The organism is Cryobacterium frigoriphilum (genome assembly GCF_004403305.1).
GTDB lineage: Bacteria > Actinomycetota > Actinomycetes > Actinomycetales > Microbacteriaceae > Cryobacterium > Cryobacterium frigoriphilum.
Genome location: NZ_SOHE01000015.1, coordinates 53,788 through 75,667, shown reverse-complemented (window position 1 = coordinate 75,667; position 21,880 = coordinate 53,788). Strand labels below are relative to the sequence as shown.

The 21,880-nt window shown below is 68.1% G+C and carries 21 protein-coding genes; 3 read left to right on the top strand and 18 right to left on the bottom strand.

The window, feature by feature from the left end; genetic code table 11:
* Nucleotides 1-126 precede the first annotated feature (126 nt).
* A complete protein-coding gene (locus E3T55_RS02860) occupies nt 127-861 on the top strand; it encodes an RNase H family protein (RefSeq protein WP_134518058.1) in 735 nt (244 codons plus the stop codon).
* A gap of 48 nt (nt 862-909) precedes the next feature.
* Complete coding sequence (locus E3T55_RS02855; RefSeq protein ID WP_134518057.1) at nt 910-1,299, top strand: TraR/DksA family transcriptional regulator; 390 nt, start codon at nt 910-912, stop codon at nt 1,297-1,299.
* Between the two features lie 9 nt (nt 1,300-1,308).
* On the opposite strand, the gene E3T55_RS20165 is transcribed toward E3T55_RS02855, so the two are convergent.
* Nucleotides 1,309-1,479 carry a hypothetical protein gene (locus tag E3T55_RS20165; protein ID WP_166791652.1) on the bottom strand — a complete coding sequence of 57 codons (171 nt, stop codon included), beginning with the start codon at nt 1,477-1,479 and terminating at the stop codon, nt 1,309-1,311.
* 34 nt (nt 1,480-1,513) lie between these two features.
* On the opposite strand from E3T55_RS20165, the gene E3T55_RS02850 reads away from it, so the two are divergent.
* A complete protein-coding gene (locus tag E3T55_RS02850) occupies nt 1,514-2,308 on the top strand; it encodes a DUF6390 family protein (protein WP_134518056.1) in 795 nt (264 codons plus the stop codon).
* Nucleotides 2,309-2,399: 91 nt separating this feature from the next.
* On the opposite strand, the gene E3T55_RS02845 is transcribed toward E3T55_RS02850, so the two are convergent.
* The 17 genes from E3T55_RS02845 to E3T55_RS02770 form a co-directional block, all read right to left on the bottom strand.
* On the bottom strand, nt 2,400-3,332 hold the full coding sequence (locus E3T55_RS02845; RefSeq protein WP_134518055.1) for an anchored repeat-type ABC transporter permease subunit: 933 nt from the start codon (nt 3,330-3,332) through the stop codon (nt 2,400-2,402).
* Nucleotides 3,329-4,153, bottom strand: coding sequence for an anchored repeat-type ABC transporter ATP-binding subunit (locus E3T55_RS02840; protein ID WP_241992817.1), 825 nt, complete (start codon nt 4,151-4,153; stop codon nt 3,329-3,331). The genes E3T55_RS02845 and E3T55_RS02840 overlap by 4 nt, the downstream gene beginning before the upstream one ends.
* Nucleotides 4,150-5,124: a choice-of-anchor M domain-containing protein gene (locus tag E3T55_RS02835; RefSeq protein WP_241992816.1), complete on the bottom strand. Its 975-nt coding sequence runs from the start codon at nt 5,122-5,124 to the stop codon at nt 4,150-4,152. Before E3T55_RS02835 ends, E3T55_RS02840 begins: the two co-directional genes overlap by 4 nt.
* Before the next feature lie 67 nt (nt 5,125-5,191).
* Nucleotides 5,192-6,769, bottom strand: a complete 1,578-nt coding sequence (locus E3T55_RS02830; protein ID WP_134518054.1) for an anchored repeat ABC transporter, substrate-binding protein — start codon at nt 6,767-6,769, stop codon at nt 5,192-5,194.
* Nucleotides 6,769-11,610: a TIGR03773 family transporter-associated surface protein gene (locus E3T55_RS02825; protein ID WP_134518053.1), complete on the bottom strand. Its 4,842-nt coding sequence runs from the start codon at nt 11,608-11,610 to the stop codon at nt 6,769-6,771. The genes E3T55_RS02830 and E3T55_RS02825 overlap by 1 nt, the downstream gene beginning before the upstream one ends.
* Nucleotides 11,611-11,801: 191 nt before the next feature.
* Nucleotides 11,802-12,434: a hypothetical protein gene (locus tag E3T55_RS20160; protein ID WP_166791651.1), complete on the bottom strand. Its 633-nt coding sequence runs from the start codon at nt 12,432-12,434 to the stop codon at nt 11,802-11,804.
* Nucleotides 12,435-12,654: 220 nt separating this feature from the next.
* Nucleotides 12,655-12,942: a HypC/HybG/HupF family hydrogenase formation chaperone gene (locus E3T55_RS02815; RefSeq protein WP_134518073.1), complete on the bottom strand. Its 288-nt coding sequence runs from the start codon at nt 12,940-12,942 to the stop codon at nt 12,655-12,657.
* A complete protein-coding gene (locus E3T55_RS02810) occupies nt 12,942-13,463 on the bottom strand; it encodes a hydrogenase maturation protease (protein ID WP_134518052.1) in 522 nt (173 codons plus the stop codon). The genes E3T55_RS02815 and E3T55_RS02810 overlap by 1 nt, the downstream gene beginning before the upstream one ends.
* Complete coding sequence (locus tag E3T55_RS21130; protein ID WP_420897961.1) at nt 13,463-13,582, bottom strand: DUF6893 family small protein; 120 nt, start codon at nt 13,580-13,582, stop codon at nt 13,463-13,465. Before E3T55_RS21130 ends, E3T55_RS02810 begins: the two co-directional genes overlap by 1 nt.
* A complete protein-coding gene (locus E3T55_RS02805) occupies nt 13,579-15,042 on the bottom strand; it encodes a hypothetical protein (protein WP_134518051.1) in 1,464 nt (487 codons plus the stop codon). Before E3T55_RS02805 ends, E3T55_RS21130 begins: the two co-directional genes overlap by 4 nt.
* Nucleotides 15,039-15,719, bottom strand: a complete 681-nt coding sequence (locus tag E3T55_RS02800) for a DUF6084 family protein (protein WP_134518050.1) — start codon at nt 15,717-15,719, stop codon at nt 15,039-15,041. Before E3T55_RS02800 ends, E3T55_RS02805 begins: the two co-directional genes overlap by 4 nt.
* Nucleotides 15,712-16,515 carry a DUF5947 family protein gene (locus E3T55_RS02795; RefSeq protein ID WP_198418499.1) on the bottom strand — a complete coding sequence of 268 codons (804 nt, stop codon included), beginning with the start codon at nt 16,513-16,515 and terminating at the stop codon, nt 15,712-15,714. Before E3T55_RS02795 ends, E3T55_RS02800 begins: the two co-directional genes overlap by 8 nt.
* The gene (locus tag E3T55_RS02790) at nt 16,512-17,510 is read right to left on the bottom strand and encodes a NifU family protein (RefSeq protein WP_134518049.1); all 999 of its coding nucleotides are present in this window, start codon (nt 17,508-17,510) and stop codon (nt 16,512-16,514) included. Before E3T55_RS02790 ends, E3T55_RS02795 begins: the two co-directional genes overlap by 4 nt.
* Nucleotides 17,511-17,516: 6 nt before the next feature.
* Nucleotides 17,517-19,313 (bottom strand): nickel-dependent hydrogenase large subunit, encoded by a 1,797-nt coding sequence (locus E3T55_RS02785; RefSeq protein WP_134518048.1) that lies wholly within the window; start codon nt 19,311-19,313, stop codon nt 17,517-17,519.
* 48 nt (nt 19,314-19,361) lie between these two features.
* Complete coding sequence (locus E3T55_RS02780) at nt 19,362-20,438, bottom strand: NADH-quinone oxidoreductase subunit B family protein (RefSeq protein ID WP_134518047.1); 1,077 nt, start codon at nt 20,436-20,438, stop codon at nt 19,362-19,364.
* Entirely contained in the window at nt 20,407-21,258 is an 852-nt protein-coding gene (gene hypB, locus E3T55_RS02775) for a hydrogenase nickel incorporation protein HypB (RefSeq protein WP_241992815.1), read from the bottom strand. Before hypB ends, E3T55_RS02780 begins: the two co-directional genes overlap by 32 nt.
* A gap of 68 nt (nt 21,259-21,326) precedes the next feature.
* Nucleotides 21,327-21,716 carry a hydrogenase maturation nickel metallochaperone HypA/HybF gene (locus E3T55_RS02770; protein WP_241992814.1) on the bottom strand — a complete coding sequence of 130 codons (390 nt, stop codon included), beginning with the start codon at nt 21,714-21,716 and terminating at the stop codon, nt 21,327-21,329.
* Nucleotides 21,717-21,880: the final 164 nt, after the last annotated feature.

Here is a 21,880-nt window from a genome sequence, read left to right as displayed (position 1 = left end):
AAGAAGTGACGAAGGCTCACGCTGCCGTCCCCTGAGCGTAAGCGCATTCATCCGCTGCAAACCAGACTCGCACCGAACCCTCAGGCGCCGGTCACGACCCGGCGCGGGCGCTGGCAGACTGGAGGGATGACGATTACTGCTGCCGCCGACGGATCCGCGCTGGGAAACCCCGGGCCGGCCGGTTGGGCCTGGTATGTCGACGACGCCAACTGGGGTGCCGGCGGCTGGAAGCATGCGACCAACAACCAGGGCGAGCTCAAGGCCGTGCTCGAGCTGTTCCGGGCAACGGCGCACCTCGACGACGACCTGCTCGTACTGTGCGACAGCCAGTACGTGATCAACTCCGTCACGAAGTGGATGAAGGGCTGGAAGGCCAAGGGCTGGCGCAAGGGTGACGGCAAACCGGTCATGAACCTCGACCTGCTGACAGAGATCGATGAGGCCCTCGTCGGCCGCCGGTTCCGCTTCGAGTGGGTCAAGGGGCACGTGGGACATCCGCTCAATGAGGCCGCCGACATTCGTGCCCGCACCGCCGCCGAGGCGTTCCAGCGCGGCCGCGCCCCGGCAACGGGCCCCGGGTACACCCGCGGCGGCGCTGCTGCTGCTGCTGCTGCGCAAACGGATGTCCCCACCCGGGCCGCCGCAACCGTCGCCACCCCGCCGAACCCGCGCGCCGCAACAGCGCCCGCTGCGCCCGCGCATCCTGGCCTGTTCGACTTCGACGGGCCCGACTTCAACGAGAGCGACGACGACCTCAGCACGGTCACCGTGACGCTCTCGCCGCTCGAGCTGACTCGCCTGCAGCAGCGTGCCGCCCGCGCCGGAGTCGGCATCGACGAGTTTCTGCGCGGTCTGATCTAACCTCGCCCGGTACTCTCACACCGGCCAGCAGCGTGACACCATGGACTAATGCCTTCGAATCCGCTCACGCCTGACGAACTTCACGCCTTCGACCTGCTGCTGACCGAGCATCGCACCGAGATCACCGACAAGATCCAGGGCCTGGCCGATACCTTCGCCGGGGTGCAGGGTGCGCGCAGCGACGGGTCGACGGATGGCGCCCACGACGCCGAAGCGTCATCGCTGCGCACCGAGTGGTCGCGCATGTCGAAGTTTCAGGGCGAGTTCGCGACCGAACTCGACGCCATCGACCGCGCCCTCGCGCGGGTAGCCGACGGAAGCTACGGCTTCTGCAGCCGCGGCGGCGAACGCATCGGGCAGGAACGCCTCGAATACCGGCCGGCTTCCGAACTGTGCATCGACTGCGCTCGGCAACTCGAGAGTTCACGCCGCCGCTAGCCGCTTCGGTCAGACCGTATCGCTGCGTCCCTGCGGGGGTAGGTCTGCGGTGAGATAGGCGAGCGCCTGAATGGTCTCCGTGGGGTCATGACCGCCGTCGCTCACGAGCTGGCCCCCGCCGACCGCGTCGAGGCCGGAGCGGCGGTGCTGACCGGCCGGGGGTGAAGAGCATCCGCTCATTGAAGGGTGCGGTGCGCGGTGCTACCGTGCCAGCATGATTCGTGCCACCCCGATTCTCGACGGCGCCCAACTCTTCGTGCGCTACGCCTATCCCCCCAACGCGCGCGGCAGCTGCGGTCCACCCGACAGCGATGCCCTGCTGCACTACGGCCAGGCCGGGGTGACGGATGCCGGGCTGCGCGAACTCGCGAAGGGTTTCGCCGGCGCATGGCCCTACCTCGAGTTGATCTCGACGGCGACCGGCATTCGGGATCCCCTCGACTACCGGGTCGTGGAGGCGTACTGGGTTGGCAGCCCGCTGCTCGAACGGGTCGGCATCACCAATATCGGCAACTCCATGGAGAACCGGTTTCGGGCCCGCACCGGGCATCAGTTTTCCCACTTGATGGAGGGAGTGTTGGCCGGCGGGGTTCCGAACCACAGCTTTCATGTCTTTGAGGTGTACCCGTGGCTCGGCCTGCTGCGCGACGACCGACGCTCGGGCACAGCGCTGACCGTGCTCGATGGCTGCCGCATCCGCTGGGGCGAAATCGTTGAGATCATCGGTGATGAGGCCGTGGTTCGCACTCGCCACCTCGCCTGGGACGGAATCTCCCTGACGCTCAGCGGATCGACGGTGGAGACCGCGAGACACGCCGTCGCGGGCACCGGATTCGTGGCCGATCTCGCGGTCGGCGACACGGTGTCGCTGCACTGGGACTGGATCTGTGACCGGCTCACCCGGGGCCAGGTCACGCAATTGCACGGCTACACCCAGCGGCACCTGCGCATCGCGAACTCCGGCGTGGAACACCGCGGCACCGCCGTGGCACTCGACGACACCCTCTGACCGGCACCGCGCAGCACAGCACCTCGCAGCACCGCACCCTCGCAGCACCGCACCCTCGCAGCACCGCACCACCCGCGGCCCGCGGGGGTGTTCAGCGCGCCGCGAACGTGGGTGACTTTTCGGCCGCACCTGCGGGCGCGGTGAGACGCGCCGAACGCGCCGGGATGGCGGCGGACCGCGGGCGGCGCCGGGCGAGCACACCGTGACGCGGGGCGAAGACCCAGGCCAGAAGAAAAGCCGCGGTCAGCACGAGCACGATGGTGCCGCCGGTCGGCAAATCCCAGGACCACGAAATGTACAGACCCACGAGAGCAGCGACCGCGCCGATCACCGGAGCGATCAGCATCATGACGCCGAGCCGGTCGGTCAGCAGCCGCGCGGCGGCGGCCGGCGTGATGAGCAGCGCGAGCACCAGGATGTTGCCGATCGTCTGCACCGAAATCACCACGGCCAGGGTCACGAGCACGTAGAGCACGATATCGAGCCAGAACACCTTCACCCCCATCGACCGGGCCATCTCGCGGTCGAGGGTGATCGCCACGAGCTCCTTGTGCAGCAGGAACGCGATCAGCAAGATTGCCAGCCCCGTGCCGCCGACGACGTACAGGTCTTCGTCGGGGATTCCGGTGATCGAGCCGAACAGAAACTGCTGCAGCGAACCGGCGTATCCCGGGGCCTGCGAGATCACGACGATGCCGAGGGCGAACGCGGCGACGAAGAACACGCCGATGATCGAGTCCTCCTTGAGGCGCCGATTCTGGGAGAACAGTGCCACGAGCACGGCGGTCAGCACCCCGGCGATGGTGCCGCCGAGCACCAGGTTGCCGCTGATCACGAAAGCGACGGCAAGCCCGGGAAACACGGCGTGCGCGACGGCATCGCCGATGAAGGCCATCCCGCGCAGCACGACGTAGGTGCCGATGACCCCGCAGACGATTGACGACATGACGGCGATCAGCAGCGCCTTGGGCAGAAACGACAGGTCGGGATTGATCAGGTCGAGAAAGAAGTCGATCGGGCTCATCGGGGCAACTCCAGAATTCGCAGCAGCGGGCTCGTCGCGCCGACGCCGAAACAATCCATCCAGACGCGGGCGTCGGTGAGTTCGTCCGGGCGCCCGGCGGCGACGACCGTGCGGTTCAGCAGCGCCAGTCGGTCGCAACTGTAGAGAGCGGATGCCAGGTCATGCGTCGTCATCAGCACCGCCCGGTCATCGCGGGCGAGCGACACGAACAGCTCGGAGAGCAGTTCCTGTGTGGGCATGTCGAGCCCGGTGAAGGGCTCGTCGAGCAGCAGGGTGGAGGGCTGCAGGGCCAGCGCCCGGGCCACGAGAACGCGCTGGCGTTGCCCGCCCGAAAGCTCCCCCACCGGCCGTTGCCGCAGGTCGTTCATGCGTACCCGGTCGAGGGCGTCCCCGACCGCCGCCCAGTCCGCCTGCCTGGGCCGTCGAAAGAGGCCAAGGGCGCCGGTGCGGCCGCTCATCACGACGTCTTCGACCGAGATCGGAAAGTCCCAGGCAAACTCATGCCGCTGCGGCACGTAGCCCACGTTGTTGCGGCCGGCCCGAGTCGACTGGCCGTTGATGAACACCCGGCCGGCGGCCAGGGGCACCAATCCCAGGATCGAGCGCAGCAGGGTCGTCTTGCCGGCACCGTTCGGCCCGATCAGGCCGACCAGCTCGCCGCGGGCGACCCGCAGGTGCACGTCCTCAAGCACGAGCCGGCCACCCAGGTCGACGGCCGCACCCTCGACCCGCACGGCGGCATCGGTCGCGGCCCGGGCCTGAGCGTCGTCGGCCCGTGTTCGCTGTGCCTGACCTTCCTCAGCCAGCGTCAGGCCGGTCACCGGTCGCCCCGGGCGGCCAGCGCCAGTCGCTTGGCCCGGTTGCCGCGCAGCACCACGACGGTCAACCCCACGATCAGCAGCAGGGCGACGAACGCGATCACGGCGACCAGAATCACGGTCGTCGATGACGTTGCAGCAGCGGATTCGGTGGCGGCATCGGCGGCCGAGTCGGCCTCGTCCGCGGAACCGGCGGCGACATCCGCTTCGGCGACGACCGGCGTCGCAGCCAGCGCTGCCTGCGGGTCGGTGGCGTCGCCGACGGCGAACCGCAGCGACTGCGTGTCCGAGACCGTGCTGCCGTCGACGAGGTCGGCGTCGATACGGAACTGGGCCAGATAGACGCCTGGTTCGGTGAAGACCCAGTTGGCGTGGGTGTGCGTATTCACGTCGACCCAGACCGAGGCCGGTTCGGGGCTGCGGGAGTCCCACAGCACCTCGGGCTCACCGAACGTGCCCGACTGCAGGTACACGACGAGGGCGCCGGGTCCGTCGACCGCGGCGAGCGACAGGGTGACGCCGCGGTCGATGACGTCCATCACGCCCGGGTCCTGGGTGTTCCAGCCCACCCACGCGACGTCGGGATTCTGCGTCTGCGGAATCACCGACACCGATTCACCAGCCGGTACTCCGAGAAATGCGTAGGCGGGGTCGCCCGGAACGGGCAGCAGGGCGGCATCCGTCAGTGCGATGACCGTCTGTTCGGGCTGGCGCCAGACGGACTGCGCGGTCGCATCCGCTTTGGCGGCGTCATCGTGCACCAGCAGAGTGAACTCGCCGTCGATGATGCGCGGGCCGAGGTCGATGTGGCCGGCGCTTAGCACGGCGGTGTCCGTCGCCACCGATTGTCCGAAGTCGATGCTCTGATCGAGCGGATCGGCGGGCGCGGCCGCCGCCGCGGAGCTCCCGAGGGCGAGCATCAGCACGGTCGCAGCCGCGAGCGGCAGTCGACGAAATTGTGGGGTGTGGAACACGGTAATCCTGAACTTTCTCGTGAATCGATTTTTCGGTGGCGGGCAGTGGATGCGCGCGGTACGGGGTTCAGCCCAGGCAGCGCAGCAGGCTGTCGGCGTTGAACTGCATCATCTCGACGTAACTCGTGACCGTGGCGTCGAAGGTGTCGCCGTAGATCGTGCAGACCTCGATGCCCTGCTCGCCGGCCACCTCGGTGAGGGTCGAGGCCCGAGCAACGAGGTTGGGTTCGAGAAACACCGCGGGCACGCCGAGGTTGCGGATCGTCTCTGTCAGCTTGCGCCGGTCGGCCAGGCTCGGCTCGGTCGCCGGATTCGGAGTGACGAATCCGGCGATGTCGAGCCCGTAGGCATCCGCCAGGTAGGCGAAGGCGTCGTGGGTGGTGACGAGCTGGCGATCGGCAGCGGGGATCTCATTGATCGTGGCCAGCAGGTAGCGGTCGAGCTTGTCGAGTTCGGCGAGGTAGGCATCGGTGTTGTCGCGGTAGACCGTGGCCCCGTCCGGGTCCTGCTCGGTGAGGGTGTCGCGCATCAGCTCGGCGTAGGCCATGACGTTACGCACGTTCTGCCACAGGTGCGGGTCGATCTCGCCGTGCACGTGCTTGCCGAGCACCGCCTGCGGCAGCTGGTAGATCTGCGCCCCGGCCGTGCCCAGAAAATCGAACTGTGGTGCCGCGGGAATCTCGGCAATGGCCTTGCTCGGCACCTCGATCACGACAGCGTCGGCGGCGTAGACGGTCTGCGTTCCCTCGCCACCACCCTCGGCATCGTACTGAACGTAGAGTTCGTCGGTGTCGAGGTTGGCCGTGAAGTCGGCGTGGCCGAGATCCAGAATGGTGGCGCCGGGCGCGGCGACATCGCCCGGGTTGATGCCCACGGCGAAGGTGAACGTCTCGGTCGCCAGTTCGACCGGTTTCGCGTTCTGGTCGGCCTGTAACCGGGCTTCGAGCGTGAGCTCGTAACGCCCCGGTTCGGTGAACACCCACGACATGTGGGTGTGTGCGTCGACGGGCAGCCGGGCAGTGTCGTCGCGGTACCCGGTGGCCTGATCGAAGCCGTCGCTCGAGTCGAAGTAGACCTCGGGGTCACCGAAGGTGCCGGTGAGATAGCCGAACACGTCGCCGGGCCCGCTCACCGCGGTCGCGCTGACAAGAACGTCGGAGGAGCGCGTCGCACCGTACTGGGCGCCGTCCCCGGCGGCCCGCAGGCCCAGCCAGACGGTGTCGAGCGACACGTTCTCGACGAGCGGGATGATCTCGGCCGCATACTTCACGGCCCCTTCGGCGAGCGAGATGTTCGGCACCCCCTCCCGCAGGTTCGCGTCAAGGGTTTTGATGATGCTGTGCTCCTCGAGCAGCATGTAGTTGCTGAAGGCGACGTCGGCCGTGACCACGTTGCGCACGTCACGCAGAGAAGGTTCGTAGGTGTGCGGGTCGGCGCTGTCGGGTACGAGCGAGGTGACACTGACCCGATCACCGCCGACATGCTCGGCGATGTCCCGCAGAATGCCGGTGGTCGCGATCACCTGCAGGTCGGCATCGGATTCGGGAGCGGTCGCGGTCGCGCATCCGCTGCCGCCGAGGAGTATGCCGGCCCCGACCAGCAGCGCGGCGGCCCGCGCTGCCGGTCGAATTCGTGTCCCCGTCATCAGTCGTCGGCGCGTGCGCTGGTCGGCAGGGCAGCCCAGCCGCGCTTCCGCTGCCAGAGAATTCCCCCGGCGGCCGCGCCGAGCACGAGCAACAGGCCGAGCGTGAGCAGCAGCGCGGGAACCGGGTTTCCGGCCCGGAGAGCGGCGAGCGGGTCGCCGGTCACGTCGTCGATGGCGTCGGCGGATGTCGCGGCCAGCTTGCGCTCGGCGGCCTCCGTGGCCACCGCCTCTGCCTCGACCTGCGCCGCGGCGAGTACCGCAGCGTCTTCGAGGGCCTTGACCGCGGCGGCGGCCTCGACGGCGGCTGCGGCGGCGGCATCCGCTGCCTCGATGTCTGATGTGAGCAGCGCCGCGTTGGAGACCGCGCCGCAGCCGCCGGAGCCAGCGAAAGCGGTCGCGGGGTCGACATCGCCGACCGCCACGGTCAGCGTCGCGGTGTCGCGGCTGACCTGGCCGCTGGCGAGGGTCACCGACTGGGTGAAGGTGAGGTGGTAGATGCCCTCGGCGCTGAATGCCCAGTTGCCGTGCACGTGTTTACCGAGGTCGACGCTGTGGGTACCGCCGTTCGCGAAGACGACCGACTTCACCCCACCGAACTCGCCGTTCAGGTACACGTTCACGCTGCCCGGGCCGTCGACGGCGTCGAGCGAGAAGGTCACCGGGCCGCTGGCCTGAGCGCTGCTCAGGGATTCGGTGTTCCAGCCGAGCCAGACCAGGTTGGTGTTCTGGGTCTGCGGGATCTGCCAGATGCTCGATCCGACCGTGCCGATCGAGGAGTACCCGGCCGGCAAGGTCACCCGCGACGACGGCTTGAGCCACAGCACCACCTGCGAGGGTTCCCGCCAAACGGTCGACTGCGTGCTGCCGTCCTTGATGAGCGACTGCAGCCGGCCGTTCACGAGCCGGGAGGCGTAGTCGACGTGACCGGCCGAGAGAATCGTGCCGCCGGCCACACACTGGGTCGCCGCCTGGGTCTGCGAGGCCGGTGCCGTGACGGTGGGCGTGGTCGGGGCCGTCGTGCCGGTGCCCGCACCGGTGCCCGCACCGGTGCCCGTGTCGCCGGAACCGGTGCCCGCGTCGACCTCGCTGCCGTCGTCGGCTTCGCCGGCGCCGGGGTCCTCGGTGTTCGGAGTGCCTGCGAAGCAGTCGGCCGGGTCGATGCCGGTCACGTCGACTTCGCCGACCGCGAAGGCCAGCACGAAGTCGTCTGAAGCGGATGCCCCGCCGGCCAGCGTGGTGGACCGGGTGAAGGCGAGGCAGTAGCTGCCCTCGGCGCTGAACGCCCAGGTGCCGTGGGCGTGCGTGTTCTTCGGGATGACATAGCTGTCGGCACTGGACAGCCCGTCGCGGGTGTTGAAGCGCACGTCGACGCCGCCGATGACGGTGGAACTCGCCTCATAGAGGGCGAATTCACCAGGGCCGGAGGCATCCGTCAGCGCCCAGTCCACGCCCACCTGCGTGTCGGCGTTCGCGATCTGCTCGGTCGACCAGCCGGGCCACAGCAGGCCTTGCTGCTGGGTCTGCGTCACCTGCCAGACTGCGTTACCCGGCTCACCGAGAAAGGCGTAGTCACTGCTGTCCGGAGCGGATGTCTGCGCGCCGGGCAGCACCTGCAGCACCGTCTGCGCGGGGTCGCGCCAGATTGCGTCGCTGGATTCGGTCGTGTCCTTGATCTGGGTCGCGAGCGAACCATCCACCAGGACGGAGGCGATGTCGACGTGACCGTCGTTGAGGATCACGGCGCCGGAGTCGGTCAGGGTGCCGTTGGCCACGTTCCACTCGATCGGGGTCTGCTCGGGCGAACCGTCAACATCCGAGTCGTCGGCCGTTGTGGCCTGCTGGCCGTTCGCGCAGCTCGTGATGCCGGTGCGGTCGACGTAGTCGGCGTCCTCCGGGTCGAGGCGGCCGGCCACGAAGGTGAGGGTGGTCGAGGTGCTGTTGCTGGTGCCGTCAAGCGAGGTCGACGAGAAGGTCAGCGGCACGCAGTAGATGCCCGCTTCGGTGACGTCCCACCAGACCTTGGTCGCGCGGGACATCGCCGACAGCGTCGTGCTGCGGGGGCCGCCGGGGGCCGAGTCCAGAGCCGCAGCGCTTCGATCGGCGTAGTTGATGAAGCTGAAGTCCCCGGGACCGGCGACATCACCGAGGGCCATGGTCACTGCGGTGTCCGACAGAAGAGAGTCCGGCAGCACACCGGTCGTATCCAGCGTCATCCCGGGAAAATCCAGGCCTGCAGCCTGTCCCAGCCGCGTCGATCCCAGGCCGGTCAGGCGCCACAGACCCTCTGGGCGCCAGTTGCTGGTAGAAATCACGAGGTCATCCGCGCGACGGTTCATGAGGCTACCGATCGCGTCGCTCGCCGTGCTGGCCACCAGGTCAAGGCCGTTATCTCCAAAGAGGTCAAGCTGAACGTCGCCGTCGGTGGCGAGGTAGACATCCGTCGTGTCGATCGCGGGTGCGCTCTTCTGCACAACCGGCGCCACGTCGAGATTCTGCAGCTCACAGGGCACAACGGTCGACGCGTCGATGTCACCGACGACGACCGTGAGTATTCCGTCGTCACTCGACCGGTGCCCGTCGGCCATGATGGCGCTCGAGGTGAGGCTCAGGCAGTACACCCCTTGAGCGGTGAAGGCCCATTCCTGATGCGTGTGCTGATTCACTCCGAGTTCGAAGGACTGCGGCAGGCCCAACCGAGTCGAGAGCAGCAGAGGACCGCGCCGGACCGGTGCCGCCGATCCACCCTGCAGGACGAAATCGGCGTCGTCGGGCTGACGTACCCCGTTGACGGAATAGTCCGTGAGCGTGGTCGTGATGGGGGAGATAACAGCGTCGGCATCGACTTCTTCGGTGTTGAACCCGGGCCAGACCCAGTTTTCACTGCCGCCCGACGTGGGAAAGTGCCAATACTCGGTGCCGACCGGGCCGATGCCGGTCAGGTCGGTGGTCTGCGTCGGTTCGGGCACGGTTTGCACCGGCTTCGTGCCGGCCAGGACGATGTTGTCGAAAGGTTCGTACAGGCGATCTCTCGTGATGCTAAAACTCATAGCGGTGGCGATTTCGCCGTCGACAAGGTGAACCCGATAGTCGATGTGGCCATTCTCATGGATGAAGTGCGTTTCGGCCTCGGGTTCCTCCTCCTCTTCTTCGATCACGTCGGGCAGGTCGGTGTCGAGCGCGCACGGCACCACCGTCTCGGGCAGATCGCCCACATAGAAGGTGAACGTGTCGGTCGCCGTCTTCACGCCGTTCGCCGTCGAGACGATGCCGACCGTCATGGTGACGCAGTACTTTCCCTCATCGCTGAACGACCAGCCCGAGTAATGCGCCCGACTGCCCTTGTTCCAGTCGACGACGGTGGTCTGCGCACTGGCTCCGAAGCGGCTGCTGTCCCAGACCTGCTGCCCGGACATCGCATCGGTGACCCGAACGATTCCCGGTGCGGCTGCGGTGCCGGAACCGGTCACGCCACTGAGCACCGCCGTCCCGCTGAGCAGCGGCATGTCCCAGGTGTAGGGGATGTTGTGCGACCGCCCCGAGATGGCCTGGTCGAGTCCGAGAACCACGCGGGCAGCATCGCCGCGGGTATAGCCGGTCAGGTCGGGAACAACAGACGGGGTCGCCCAGGTGCCACTGTCGGCGTCAAACTCGTCGTTACCGAGGTGGATCACCGCGGAGTCGAGCCCGTACCAGTCCGACGGCACGAAAACGCCCCGGGTGCGATCGGAAATTCCCAACGTCACGCCGTCAAAATCGCCCTCCTCGGCGGCCGCGGAGGCACTGAGCTTCGGCGAGATGGCCAGGTTCCCGGCCGACAAAACGACGGGTGGCTCGGTCGTCACGGTCTCGGTTGAGCTGTCGACAGAGACGGCGGACGCCATCGTGGACGCGTAAGTGGTCGTCGCGCTGACGTCGTCACCGCTGTCACTCGTGCTGCCACCGGCGACGGATGCGTCATCGCCCGTCGCGACATCGGCCACCTTCTGATCGTCGGTCGGCTCTGCTCGGGCCGATTCAGCGGCCGTAGCTGATTCAGCGGCGTCCACCTCGGCCTCCATTGTGGCTTCGGCCTCGGCCTCGGCTACGGCTACGGCTACGGCCTCAGCCTCAGCCTCAGCGGCAGCTGCGGCTACGGCCTCAGTGGCAGCTGCAGCTGCAGCGGCATCCGCTGCCGCACCGACGCTGAACTGATAGGTCGTGGCGGCCGTCGCGAGGGAGCCGGTAACACCGGCAGCGTCGGTGACGGGAAGTACCGCGTCGAGCGTCATGCTGTAGTCGCCGTGGGCGCTGAACGCCCACAGGCCGGTCAGGTCCGTGGCGCCGTCGAGCGCGAGGGTCACGGGGGCCGCGTCGCCCGTGGGCAGCGGTGCGGTGCCGAGCAGAACGGTGCCCGTGGCATCCGTCACCGAAACGGATGCCCCCTCTGGCCCGGTCACGCCGGTCAGGTTCACGGCGGCCGCGCCCGTGGCCGTGTACCCCTCGGGAAGTTCGAGGTGCGCGGCGCTGACGAGGCCGGTCACGGCCGAGGTATCGTCGACGACGAGCAGGGTGTCGGCCGGGTCGACGGCGACCACGGCGGCGGGGCTGCCCGGTTCGGTCGGCGCGGGCAGGATGCCCAGGCGCAGTGGCGCATCGACCGTGGTATCGACGGTGGTGTCGAAGACCAGGTCCAGCAGCGTCGCACCGTCGGCGGGCACGGGGGTGAGTTCGGCTGCCGAATCGGTCGCGGCGTCGGCCGGCTCGCTCGCGGCGGCGGGTGAGGTGACGAGCAGGGAGGCGAGCAGGGCAAGAACCGTGGTGACGGCAGCGGCAGCGGTGGGCCGGCGAACGTGGGGGTGCATGGATGCTTTCCACTCCCCCGCTTGCGGACGGGGAAGATGTGTCGACGTGTGTCTGTGATTGAGGCTTTGTGGTCGCAGCAAGTCCCGAGAACGAGAATCGTTATCGTTAAGCGCGCACGTATTGACTGTAGCGCTACAGCAGTGCTGCCCGGCACCATCGGCGCCCGGCAGCACTGCGCTCAGGTTTCGAGCTAGCCGACGACGAAGGTGAACGGGGTCAGGTCAGCTGCGAACCCGTTGCCCTCGGCGGTGAAATCGAAGGTGTAGGTGCCGGCCTTCTCGAAGGTCCAGGTCGCGTGCTCGTGGAAGGCTTCGGGCGCGTCAATGGTGTTGACGGTGAAGTCCTGCACGTCGCCCGCACCATCGAAGAAGGTATCGCTGCTCGACTGCTGCTCGATCAGGAACGTCGTTCCCGCCGATTCACCCGCGGCCGGCACGAAGTCCCAGTCCTCGAGCGTGACCGAGACCTGATCGCCGTACCCGAAGATGCCGGATTCGATCAGGTCGCCGGAACCGGAGAACCCGGCAAAGAGCACGCCGTTCACCTCCGCCACAGCCGGGTCCTCGGGAAGCACGAAGCCACCGAGGGCTTCGGTGTCGGTCACGACAAACTGCGAGTCGGCCGCCGCATAGACGCCCTCGGGATGAGCGGGGTCGCCCTCGTTGCCGACGGCGAGGCCGAGACCCGTGCCGGCGGAGTTGAAACCCACGTGCACGACATCGACGTGGCCCTCGCTGAAGGAATAGCTGGCGGCGGCGCTCGCACCGGTCGCTGCGGTCAGCGTGAGCGCGACCGCTCCGGCGAGCGCGGCGCCGGTCAGCACGCCGCGACGGCGGGACCGCGAGACGGACGACGGGGCGGTGGCGATACGACGGCTCGGGGCTGCGGCAGGAGCGTTGGTGGGAAGGGTAGAGATGGAGATGATGGTGCCTTTCCAGTGGCGTGCGCGGCTCGGTCGCCGCGCTTAATGAGAACGTTTCTCGTTAAGCTACGCTACACCCACGGCACCCGTTGGCCGAAATCAGGCCCCGCGCCCGGCCCGGCTAGTTCGTGTCGAGGTCCGACCGGTCGGCAGAATCGGTGGCACCGGGCCCCGGATCGGCGCGCCCGAGCAGTTCGAGCCCCTCCCGGGCCTGGTCGGCGGCCGTCTCGTCGACCACCTCGAGTGCGAAACCCATGTGAATGATCACCCAGCTGCCCACCTCGAACGCGCCGTCGTCGAGCAGGCCGACATTGATGCGCCGCGGCACGCCCGCGACCGTCACGAGCGCCAGCTGGTCACCGAAACCCTCCACCCGCTCAACTACCCGTCCCGGAATTCCCAAGCACATCATTCGCCTCCGCTCTCGCTCTGATTCTGATTCTGCAAGCTGATCAACGCCCGCACCGCGGCAAGCGCTTCGGGAACGGACGCCGCGACCTCGTCGCTGAGGCCCATCCCCTCCGCGGTATCCCGGGCGACGCAGCCCACCAGATAGGTGAGCGGCAGCGCGCCACCGAGCGCGTGCAGGCCGTCGAGCGCCGCGAGCGGATCCATGCTGTGGGCGTCGGGGGTGCCGGCGCCTCGGTCAGAGCGGCCGGTCACGTCTTCCGGCCGAATCTGCAGCACCCGGATGCCGCCGGCCGCCGCCCGTGCACCGCGCGCCGGCAGCGCATCCACGAGAACCAGCTGGTCGACGCCGTCGAGCAGGTCGTAAACCAGGTGAATGCCGCGGATTCCGTAGTCGACGACGCGCACGCCCGGGAGTGAGGCGGCGGCATCCGTCATGAATTGCCGTGCGACCTCGGGGCCGAAGCCATCGTCGCTCAGAAAGATGTTGCCGACTCCGGCCACCAGAATCCGGGCCGGCACTACATCTCGCGCATCTTCAGGTACCGCTGAAGGTCCGGGATCGAGCGTATTCCCACGACCACGGCGACGGCCGCGCTCGCGGCGAGCACGAAGACCGTCACGCCTCCGATGAATTTCATGGCCTTCCTTTCTGCTGAAAATCCGCGTCGGGGGGCTCGAGGGGTTCGAGCTCGTCGGGCGCGAAGTAGAGGTAGCGGCCGAACCAGTCGTGTAGGTCGGCCGCGGGATCGATCTCGAGGGTGACCGCGACGTGGGTACTGCCGTCGACATCGAAATGTACCCCGGCCACGAGGGCGATCTCGCCGGCCGAGAACAGGTCCTGCGCATCGGCGTGGCGGCGGGGATGCAGGCGCACCCGGCTGCCGCGGGCGACGGGCACGCCGTCGATGACAACGACGTCCTGGTCGGGTCTCACACTCTCGTCGGCTTCGGGGCTCCACCAGGGCACGTCCCCCGGGTCTTCGATTTCGAACGCGGCCGCACCCTCGAAGACGCGGGGGCTGCGCAGCGCTCCGTGCAGCTTCTCGAGCTCATCGACGGTCAGCGCCTCGCAGCGGTCGATGATGGCCGCGGCTCGTGGGTCGGTGACCCGCGCCTCGGCTTTTTCTTCCTCTGTCAGCGTCAGCACCCGCAGCGTGAGGATCTCGTCGATCTCGGTCGAGTCGAACAGGGCGACTGCGCTCTCCGGCGCGACCGAGGGGTGGTCGTAGAGAATGATCGGCGACGCCAGCAGCACGTCATCCTGCCCTTCCGGCCCCGCGAGCACGGGCCAGCAGCGCTCGTGCACACACTCGGCGGCGGATGCCTGCGCTTCGACGGGCGGGTCGAGCACGGACACGAAACCCGCGTTTTCGCAGGTCACCAGCAGGTGCGTGCCGATGAACGAGGTGGCGACGGCATCCGCTTTCACGGACGGAACGCCCGCCGCCACGTTTTCGACCGCGACCCGCAGGCGCAGCAGCAGGTCGCCGCCGAGAGGCTGGTCGGACAGCGCCTCGGCCGTCAGCCGCAGGGAGCCGCTCAGCGCGCGGCGGCGACGCACCAGCCGACCCGGTGCCGCGCCGGGTCGGCCAGATTTTTCGGAGGAGCCCGAGTCGGGCAGCCACTCCAGGTCTTCGCCGGCGGGAACCGACAGGGGCACGGTCAGCCCGCGTTCCAGCTGTTCCAGGGCGAACGGGCCGAGCTCGAGTTCGCACGGCACGGCTTCGTCCCAGCTCAGCCAGCGCGCACCGTTCACCTGCAACTCGGAGACCGGCTCGAAGTCGTTTCCGTCGGCCACGGCCCGTTCCACGGTGCGGGTTTGCAGCTGCAGAAAGCGCACGCAGACCGAAACGGTGACGGCGCCCGGCCGGGCAGCGGATGCCGACGGCGCGACCCGCAGCAGGGCATCGGTCAGCATCTGGGGTTCTTCGCCGACTCCGGCTGCGGCGGCACCGGGTGGCCCCAGAATGCCGAACTGCCAGCGGGCCTGGTTCTTCTGCGCCGACGCGCGGTAGGGGTAGAGCAGGTAGCCCTCGTAGAGCACCGCGTCGGCCACGGCGCGGGCGAGGGTGAGGCCAGGGTGCCGGCCGCCGGTCATGAGCGCACCTCTCGGCCCGACGCATCCTGCCGGCTCGGAGAATCCTGCGCTTCGGCGCAGGCCAGCAGCGTGGCGATCGCCGCTTCCCACGAGGTCAGCCCGAGCGATGCCTTGTAGTGGGCGAGGTCGCCGAGCACGTCCCGATCGAGTCGGATCCAGCCGGCGTGTGGAAAGTAGCGGTCCATGAGTTCACGCCAGACCGACACCGGCAGGGCGTAGGCGGCCTCACAGTTCCACGGCACCTGCTCCACACCGAACCCCTTCTCGCCGCGGGTGAAGACGCTGCCCGAGAACAGCAGCTCGAGCGGCACCGTGCTGTCCCGCACCGCGTGCAGGTACTTCGCGGCGGCCACGTCGAAGTCATAGGTGCACACGAGCGGCAGGTCCACTTCGGTCTGCCCGGTGAAGCCCGACACCGTGGTGCTGCACTGCAGCCACAGAAAGGACTTCAGCGTCGACGTCCACCGGGCCCGGGCGCCGAACAGGTCGAGCAGACCGGCCTCCTCCTCGGCACTGTAGGCGCGGCGCTGCGGATGGATGCGCACCTGGGAGCGCAGCGCGATCGCGTGAACGATGGCGCCGGTCGATTCGGTCAGCCGCAGGCGCGCGGTCAGCTGGGGCACGGCGGCATACGGTTCGGGGGTGATTTCGAGCACGGAGAAGCCGAGGTCAAGCATCTCGCTCACCCCGACCGCTCGTGCTGCCGGTGCCTGCCCCGACCACGCTCCGGGCCGCGGATGCCGCCCCCGCCGGCGCGGGACGGCTGCGCGCCGCCACGCGGTCGAAGAAGGCGGTCAGCTGTGCGCGGGCGTCCTGGCCGCCGTCGAAACCGCGCCACACCCGCCGCAACTCGCCGACGAGTTCGTAGCAGGCGTCGATCGGCACGAGGTAGCACTCGTACCGCCCGGCGCCGCCCCCGGCGCCCCGCGGTCCCACACCATCGGCTCCGGGTGCCCGCACGAGAAGCGCCTCGGTATCGGGGGCCACGATGTCCAGGCCCGGATTGCGTGCCCGTACGGTGTCCCAGGCCCCGAGCGCAAGCTCGGACTCGGTCGCACCGGCCGGACCCGGATAGAACGCGATCGTCCGTGCCGATCGTGAATTCTGCACGGACGTCGAATTTTCGAAGAAGAACGCGAGCCCAACCGGGATCTCGAGTTCGTCCCACTGGCCAGGCCCGAGCTCGAAGTCGGTGAAGCGACGATACCGATCGGGCACCGAGCGGTAGCGCAGGTGCGCGGTCACGTCGGTGAAGAGCAGGTAGCACGGCCGACAGGTGCACATCATCGCCCGACTGTCGACGTCGACCACATGCTGGTGCGGGTCACCGATGGGTTCCCCGCACATCTCGCAGCGCGGCCCGGTATTCCGGGCCGGGCGGTTGCGGGTGATTCGGCTCAGCACCGCGAACGCGGATTCGGCCGCGGCTCCCCCGGTTGCACCGGCCGGCCCGGCAGCGCGCGCGTCAATCACGAGGAGACCCCACCGACGAGGCTCGGCACGACGAGGCTCGGCACGGCGACGCTCGGCACCCCGTCACGCCTGAGTAGCGGCAGCGGATCCAGGTGCACTCCCTTGTCCTCGATGCACGCCCCGGCCGCGCGCACGTCGAAGTGTTTGCGGCAGGTCGGGCAGCGCAGCAGTCCGCCGCCGGCCGGCGCGGCGAGCGCCCGCTGCAGGGTCGCCCCCGCCATCGACGCCGCGCAGCGCGGGCAGTGGTCCCGAAACACGAACACGTCTGAACTGGTGCGCGTCGCCAGAATCGGCACCCCGGCCACGACGAAGCCGGCAACCTCGCCGGGGTCGAGGTCGGCCAGTTCGGGCACCGGTTGCCAGCTGCCGCCGAGGTCGGCCCGTGCGTCCGCGGTGTCCGGAGCATCGGCCAAGCGGATGCGCAGCGCCGCCACCGGGATGACCGCGGCCACCTTCACCGGTTCCTCCACGTCGATTCGGGTGACCTCGGGAGCCGCCCGTTCGATGGCGTCTTCGACGGCGAGCTTGAGGGTGACCGAGGAGGAGGGGCATCCGTTGCAGCTGCCGAGCAGGCGCAACCGCACCACACCGTCGGCGCTCAGCCCGAGCAGCTGTACGTCGCCGCCGTGTGAGCCGAGGTAGGGCCGCACGCTCTCGAGGGCCGCGGCCACCCGGGTCGGGGCGTCCTGCGGGTGCAGGCCGTGCACGAGCAGCAGCCCGGAGATCAGCTCATCCGCGACGAGGGCGCCGACCATCGAGTGCGAACCCGGTGCGCGGTCGAGCCCGTCGGTGCCGCCCGGAGCCGGGCGAATGCCATGGGCATCCGTCTCACCGGCGATCGTGAGCACGTGTTCGAGGGCCTCGCCATAAAGGTCGGTCACCTGGCGCACGAGCTCTTCGGCGCGCTCCCGGGCGAGCATTCCGCCCGCACCGAGCGCGTCGAGCAGGGTGGCGATACCGGTGTTTGCGCTGACGGTCGAGCGCGCCTCGCTCATGACGGCCTATTCGCCGGTCAGGGTCTGCGTCGGGGAATGCAGCACGTCGAGGGTCTTGCCCTCGCCGAGGTACATGTGCACCCCGCACGGCAGACACGGGTCGAAGCTGCGCACGGTGCGCATGATGTCGATGCCCTTGAAGTGCTCGCGATCATTCTCCTCAAAGATCGGTTGGCCCTGCACGGCGTCTTCGTAGGGCCCAGGCGTGCCGGAGGAGTCTCGGGGACTCGCGTTCCACGGCGTGGGCGGGTAAGGGTGATAGTTGGCGATCTTGCCGTCCCGAATCACCATGTGGTGGCTCAGCACACCGCGCACCGCCTCGGTAAAGCCGCAACTCACCGCTTCGTCGGGCACCTCGAACGATTCCCAGGTCTTGGTGCGCCCGGCCCGAATCTCTTCGAGCGCCTTCTCGGCGAAGTGCAGCGCAGCGGCGGCCGCGTAGGCCTGAAAATAGGTGCGCGCCCGGTTGCGTTCGAGCGTGTTGCTCCACTGTGGAATCGTCCACTCGAGGCTGACCGGCCCCTTGAGCGCGGTCTTGGGCAGCTCGATCTGCACGCTCGTGCCGGTCGCCTTGATGTAGCCGATGTCGACGAGCCCGGCGAGCGCCGTCGTCCACAGCCGGGCGAGCGGTCCGCCGCCGGTGTCGAGGGCGAGATTGTCGGTGCCGTCGAACCAGCGCGGCGACATGACCCAGCTGTACTTATCGCCGAGGTCGCGGCGTTGCGGCTGCGGGTTGGTGTGCTGGTTCCACGGATGCCGGCGGTCGACCGGGTTGCCGAGCGGATCCTTGGTGACGAACATTTCCTGCCCGGTCCAGTCCTGATAGTACGAGGAGCCGAGCATGATGCGGATGCCGAGGTTGATGCGCACCAGGTCGGTGGTCACGAGCTTGCCGTCGACGACGACGCCGGGGGTGACGTACATCTTGCGTCCCCACTCGGTCATGTCCTTGTAGGCGAAGTTGCAGTACTCGGGATCCTGGAAGGCGCCCCAGCAGCCGAGCAGCGTGCGCCGCAGCCCGACCTGTTCGTAGCCGGGCAACGCCTCGTAGAAGAAGTCGAACAGGTCGTCGTGCATGGGCACGACCTTTTTCATGAACTCGACGTAGCGCATGAGGCGGGTGATGTAGTCCGTCATCAGTTGGATCGTCGCGACGGTCCCGACCCCGCCGGGATACAGCGTCGACGGATGCACGTGGCGGCCCTCCATGAGGCAGAACATTTCGCGCGTGGAACGGCTCACCTGCAGCGCCTCGCGGTAGAACTCGCCCGTGAAGGGGTTGAGGCTGCGCATGATGTCGGCGATGGTGCGGTATCCGTGCTCACCCTCGTGCGGGGCGCGGGTGTTCTCGGCGAGCGCGAGCACCCCGGGGTTGGTCTCCTTCACCATCCTCTCGCAGTAGTCCACGCCGACCAGGTTCTCTTGAAAAATGTTGTGGTCGAACATGTACTCGGCCGCTTCGCCGAGGTTCACGATCCACTCGCCGAGGTTCGGCGGCTTGACCCCGTAGGCCATGTTCTGGGCGTAACACGAGCAGGTGGCGTGGTTGTCCCCGCAGATACCGCAGATGCGGCTCGTGATGAAGTGCGCGTCGCGCGGGTCCTTGCCCTTCATGAAGATCGAATAGCCGCGAAAGATCGACGAGGTGCTGTGGCACTCCACAACCTCTCGGTTCGCGAAGTCGATCTTCGTGTAGATGCCCAGGCTCCCCACGATGCGGGTGATGGGGTCCCAGTTCATCTCGACGAGGGAATCGTTCCCCCGCTCGGAGGGGGTTGCGGGAGTGGGCAATGTCGAGGTCATATCTGGCGCCTTTCGCGTGGCCAGGCCGGTATCGGTGTGGGGTGGGGACTACCAGGTGCGAACGGCGCCGGTGAGCAGTTTGCTGCCGGGCCGGCGCCAGCGGGGTTCTGTGTCGAGGGTGTTGCCGGTGATCTTTCGCAGCGCCCGAATCGTGGTGCCGTAGGGCATGATCGCCGTCGTCGACAGCTTGCCGCCGGGCGGTTCGTCCATGAAGGGCATGAACTTGTCGGGAAAGCCCGGCATGGTGCAGCCGATGCAGATGCCGCCCACGTTCGGGCAGCCCCCGATGCCGTTCATCCAGCCGCGCTTGGGCACGTTGCACTTGACGACGGGCCCCCAGCAGCCGAGCTTCACGATGCACTTGGGCGAACCGTATTCGGTCGCGAAGTCGCCCTGCTCGTAGTAGCCGGCCCGGTCACATCCTTCGTGTACGGTGTGGCCGAACAGCCAGGTCGGCCGCAGGTTGTCATCGAGCGGAATCATCGGCGCCTGCCCGGTGGCCTGGTACAGCAGATAGGTGATGGTCTCCGAGAGGTTATCCGGCTGGATCGGGCAGCCCGGCACGCACACCACCGGGATTCCCGCCTTGCTGGTCCAGCCGTAGCCGAGGTAGTCGGGCACTCCCATCGCGCCGGTCGGGTTACCGGCCATGGCGTGAATGCCGCCGTAGGTCGCGCAGGTTCCGGCGGCGATGATGGCGGTGGCCTTCGGGGCGAGGCGGTCGAGCCACTCGCTCGTGGTGATTGGCTGCCCGGTCTCGGGGTTGTTGCCGAAGCCGCTCCAGTAGCCGCCCTCGGCGTGCAGCTTTTCGTTCGGGATCGACCCCTCGACGATCAGCACGAAGGGTTCGAGCTCGCCGCGGTCGGCCTTGCGGAACCACTCCAGAAAGTCGTCGGCGCCGTGCTCGGGGCCGCACTCGAAGTCGATGAGGGGCCAGTGCATACTGATGTGCGGCAGGCCGGGAAGGGCGCCGAGGGCGATCTCTTCGATGCTCGGCTGGGTCGCCGCGGTGAGGGCGACCGAGTCGCCGTCGCAACTCAGTCCGGCGTTGATCCACAAGACGTGGATCAGGGCCTCTTCCGCGGGGGTCGGGTCAGTACGTTTGGTAGCTGTGTGGCTGGGCATCGGTGTCTCCTGGGGTTACGTCGCCTGAGTTCGTGCCGGGCGGGCGCGTCAGCCAGTCGTACCAACCGTCGAGGCCTGCGCCCGTGGTGGCGGATACGACCAGCACGTCAACATTCGGATTCAGCTGTCGAGCCTGGTTTGCGCAGCGCTCGACATCGAATTCAACGTAGGGAAGCAGGTCGCTCTTGTTGATCACCACAAGGTCGGCCGCCGAGAACATGTGCGGGTATTTGCGAGGTTTGTCGTCGCCCTCGGTGACCGACACGATGACGACCCTGGCGGCTTCGCCGAGGTCGAACAGGGCCGGGCAGACGAGATTGCCGACGTTTTCGATGAGCACCGTGCATCCCGGGTCGGGATCGAGGGCGCGCAGGGCGTGTTGGAGCATGTCGGCGTCAAGGTGGCAGCCGGCCCCGGTGTTGATCTGCACGACGGGCACACCGGTGGCCCGAATGCGGTCGGCGTCGATCGAGGTCTCCTGGTCGCCCTCGACGACGGCGAACGGCATCCGCTGTCCCCAATCGGCGAGGGTGCGCACGAGCAGGGTCGTCTTGCCCGATCCGGGTGAACTCATGACGTTGACGGCACGGATGTCGCGGCCATCGAGCCAGCCGCGGTTGCGGGCGGCGAGCAGATCGTTTCGGGCAAGCAGACTCTGCTCCAGCACGACCGTTTCGCTCGAGGTCGCGGTCGCGGCGTCGATCGCAGCCTCTGGAGTGTGGCTGTGCGGGTGGGAGTGTGAGCGGCCCTGGTCGTGCGGGTGGTCGTGCGGGTGCTCGTGGTTCGGGTTCGCAATGAGTTGCAGGCCGGGCAAAGGCACCCCGGCGACGCGTACTCCGGCCTCGTCGCTACAGCCACACGTTGAACACACCTGCTGTCGTCCCTTCTCTAGCCGACCGGCTGTCGGCTCTCTGCAGAAGCGGATGCAGAAGCGGATGCAGAAGCGGATGCAGAAGCGGATGCGACATCCACCGATACCAGATCGAGCTCGCGCCCGGCGGTCACCTGCACGTCGGCGCTGCCGCACGGGCAGAGCAGAAATTGGTCGGCCAACTCGGAATCAAGCCCGCAGCTGCGACAGCGGATGCGACCGACCGGCTGCTGCAATACGAGCCGGGCTCCTTCGAGCGGGGTTCCCGCCGCCGCGATGTCGAAGCTGAAGCGCAGGGCATCCGCCAGCACTCCCGAGAGCTGCCCGATTCGCAGGTGAACGCACGTGACCGATCGCTCGCCGGTACGGTCACGGATCGTGTCGACGAGGCTGGATGCAATCGACAACTCATGCACAATAGGCCACCTCGAAGAAACAATGTAGACCCAGGGTGCGGTCATCGCAATGCCTGATCTTCGGCGGCGGCGCCGTGGGTGCGGCAAGCCGTTGACAGCACCGGAGTTCGGGCGGATGCTGTGCGGAACCCGCGTTTTGTGCAACCACCGCGCCC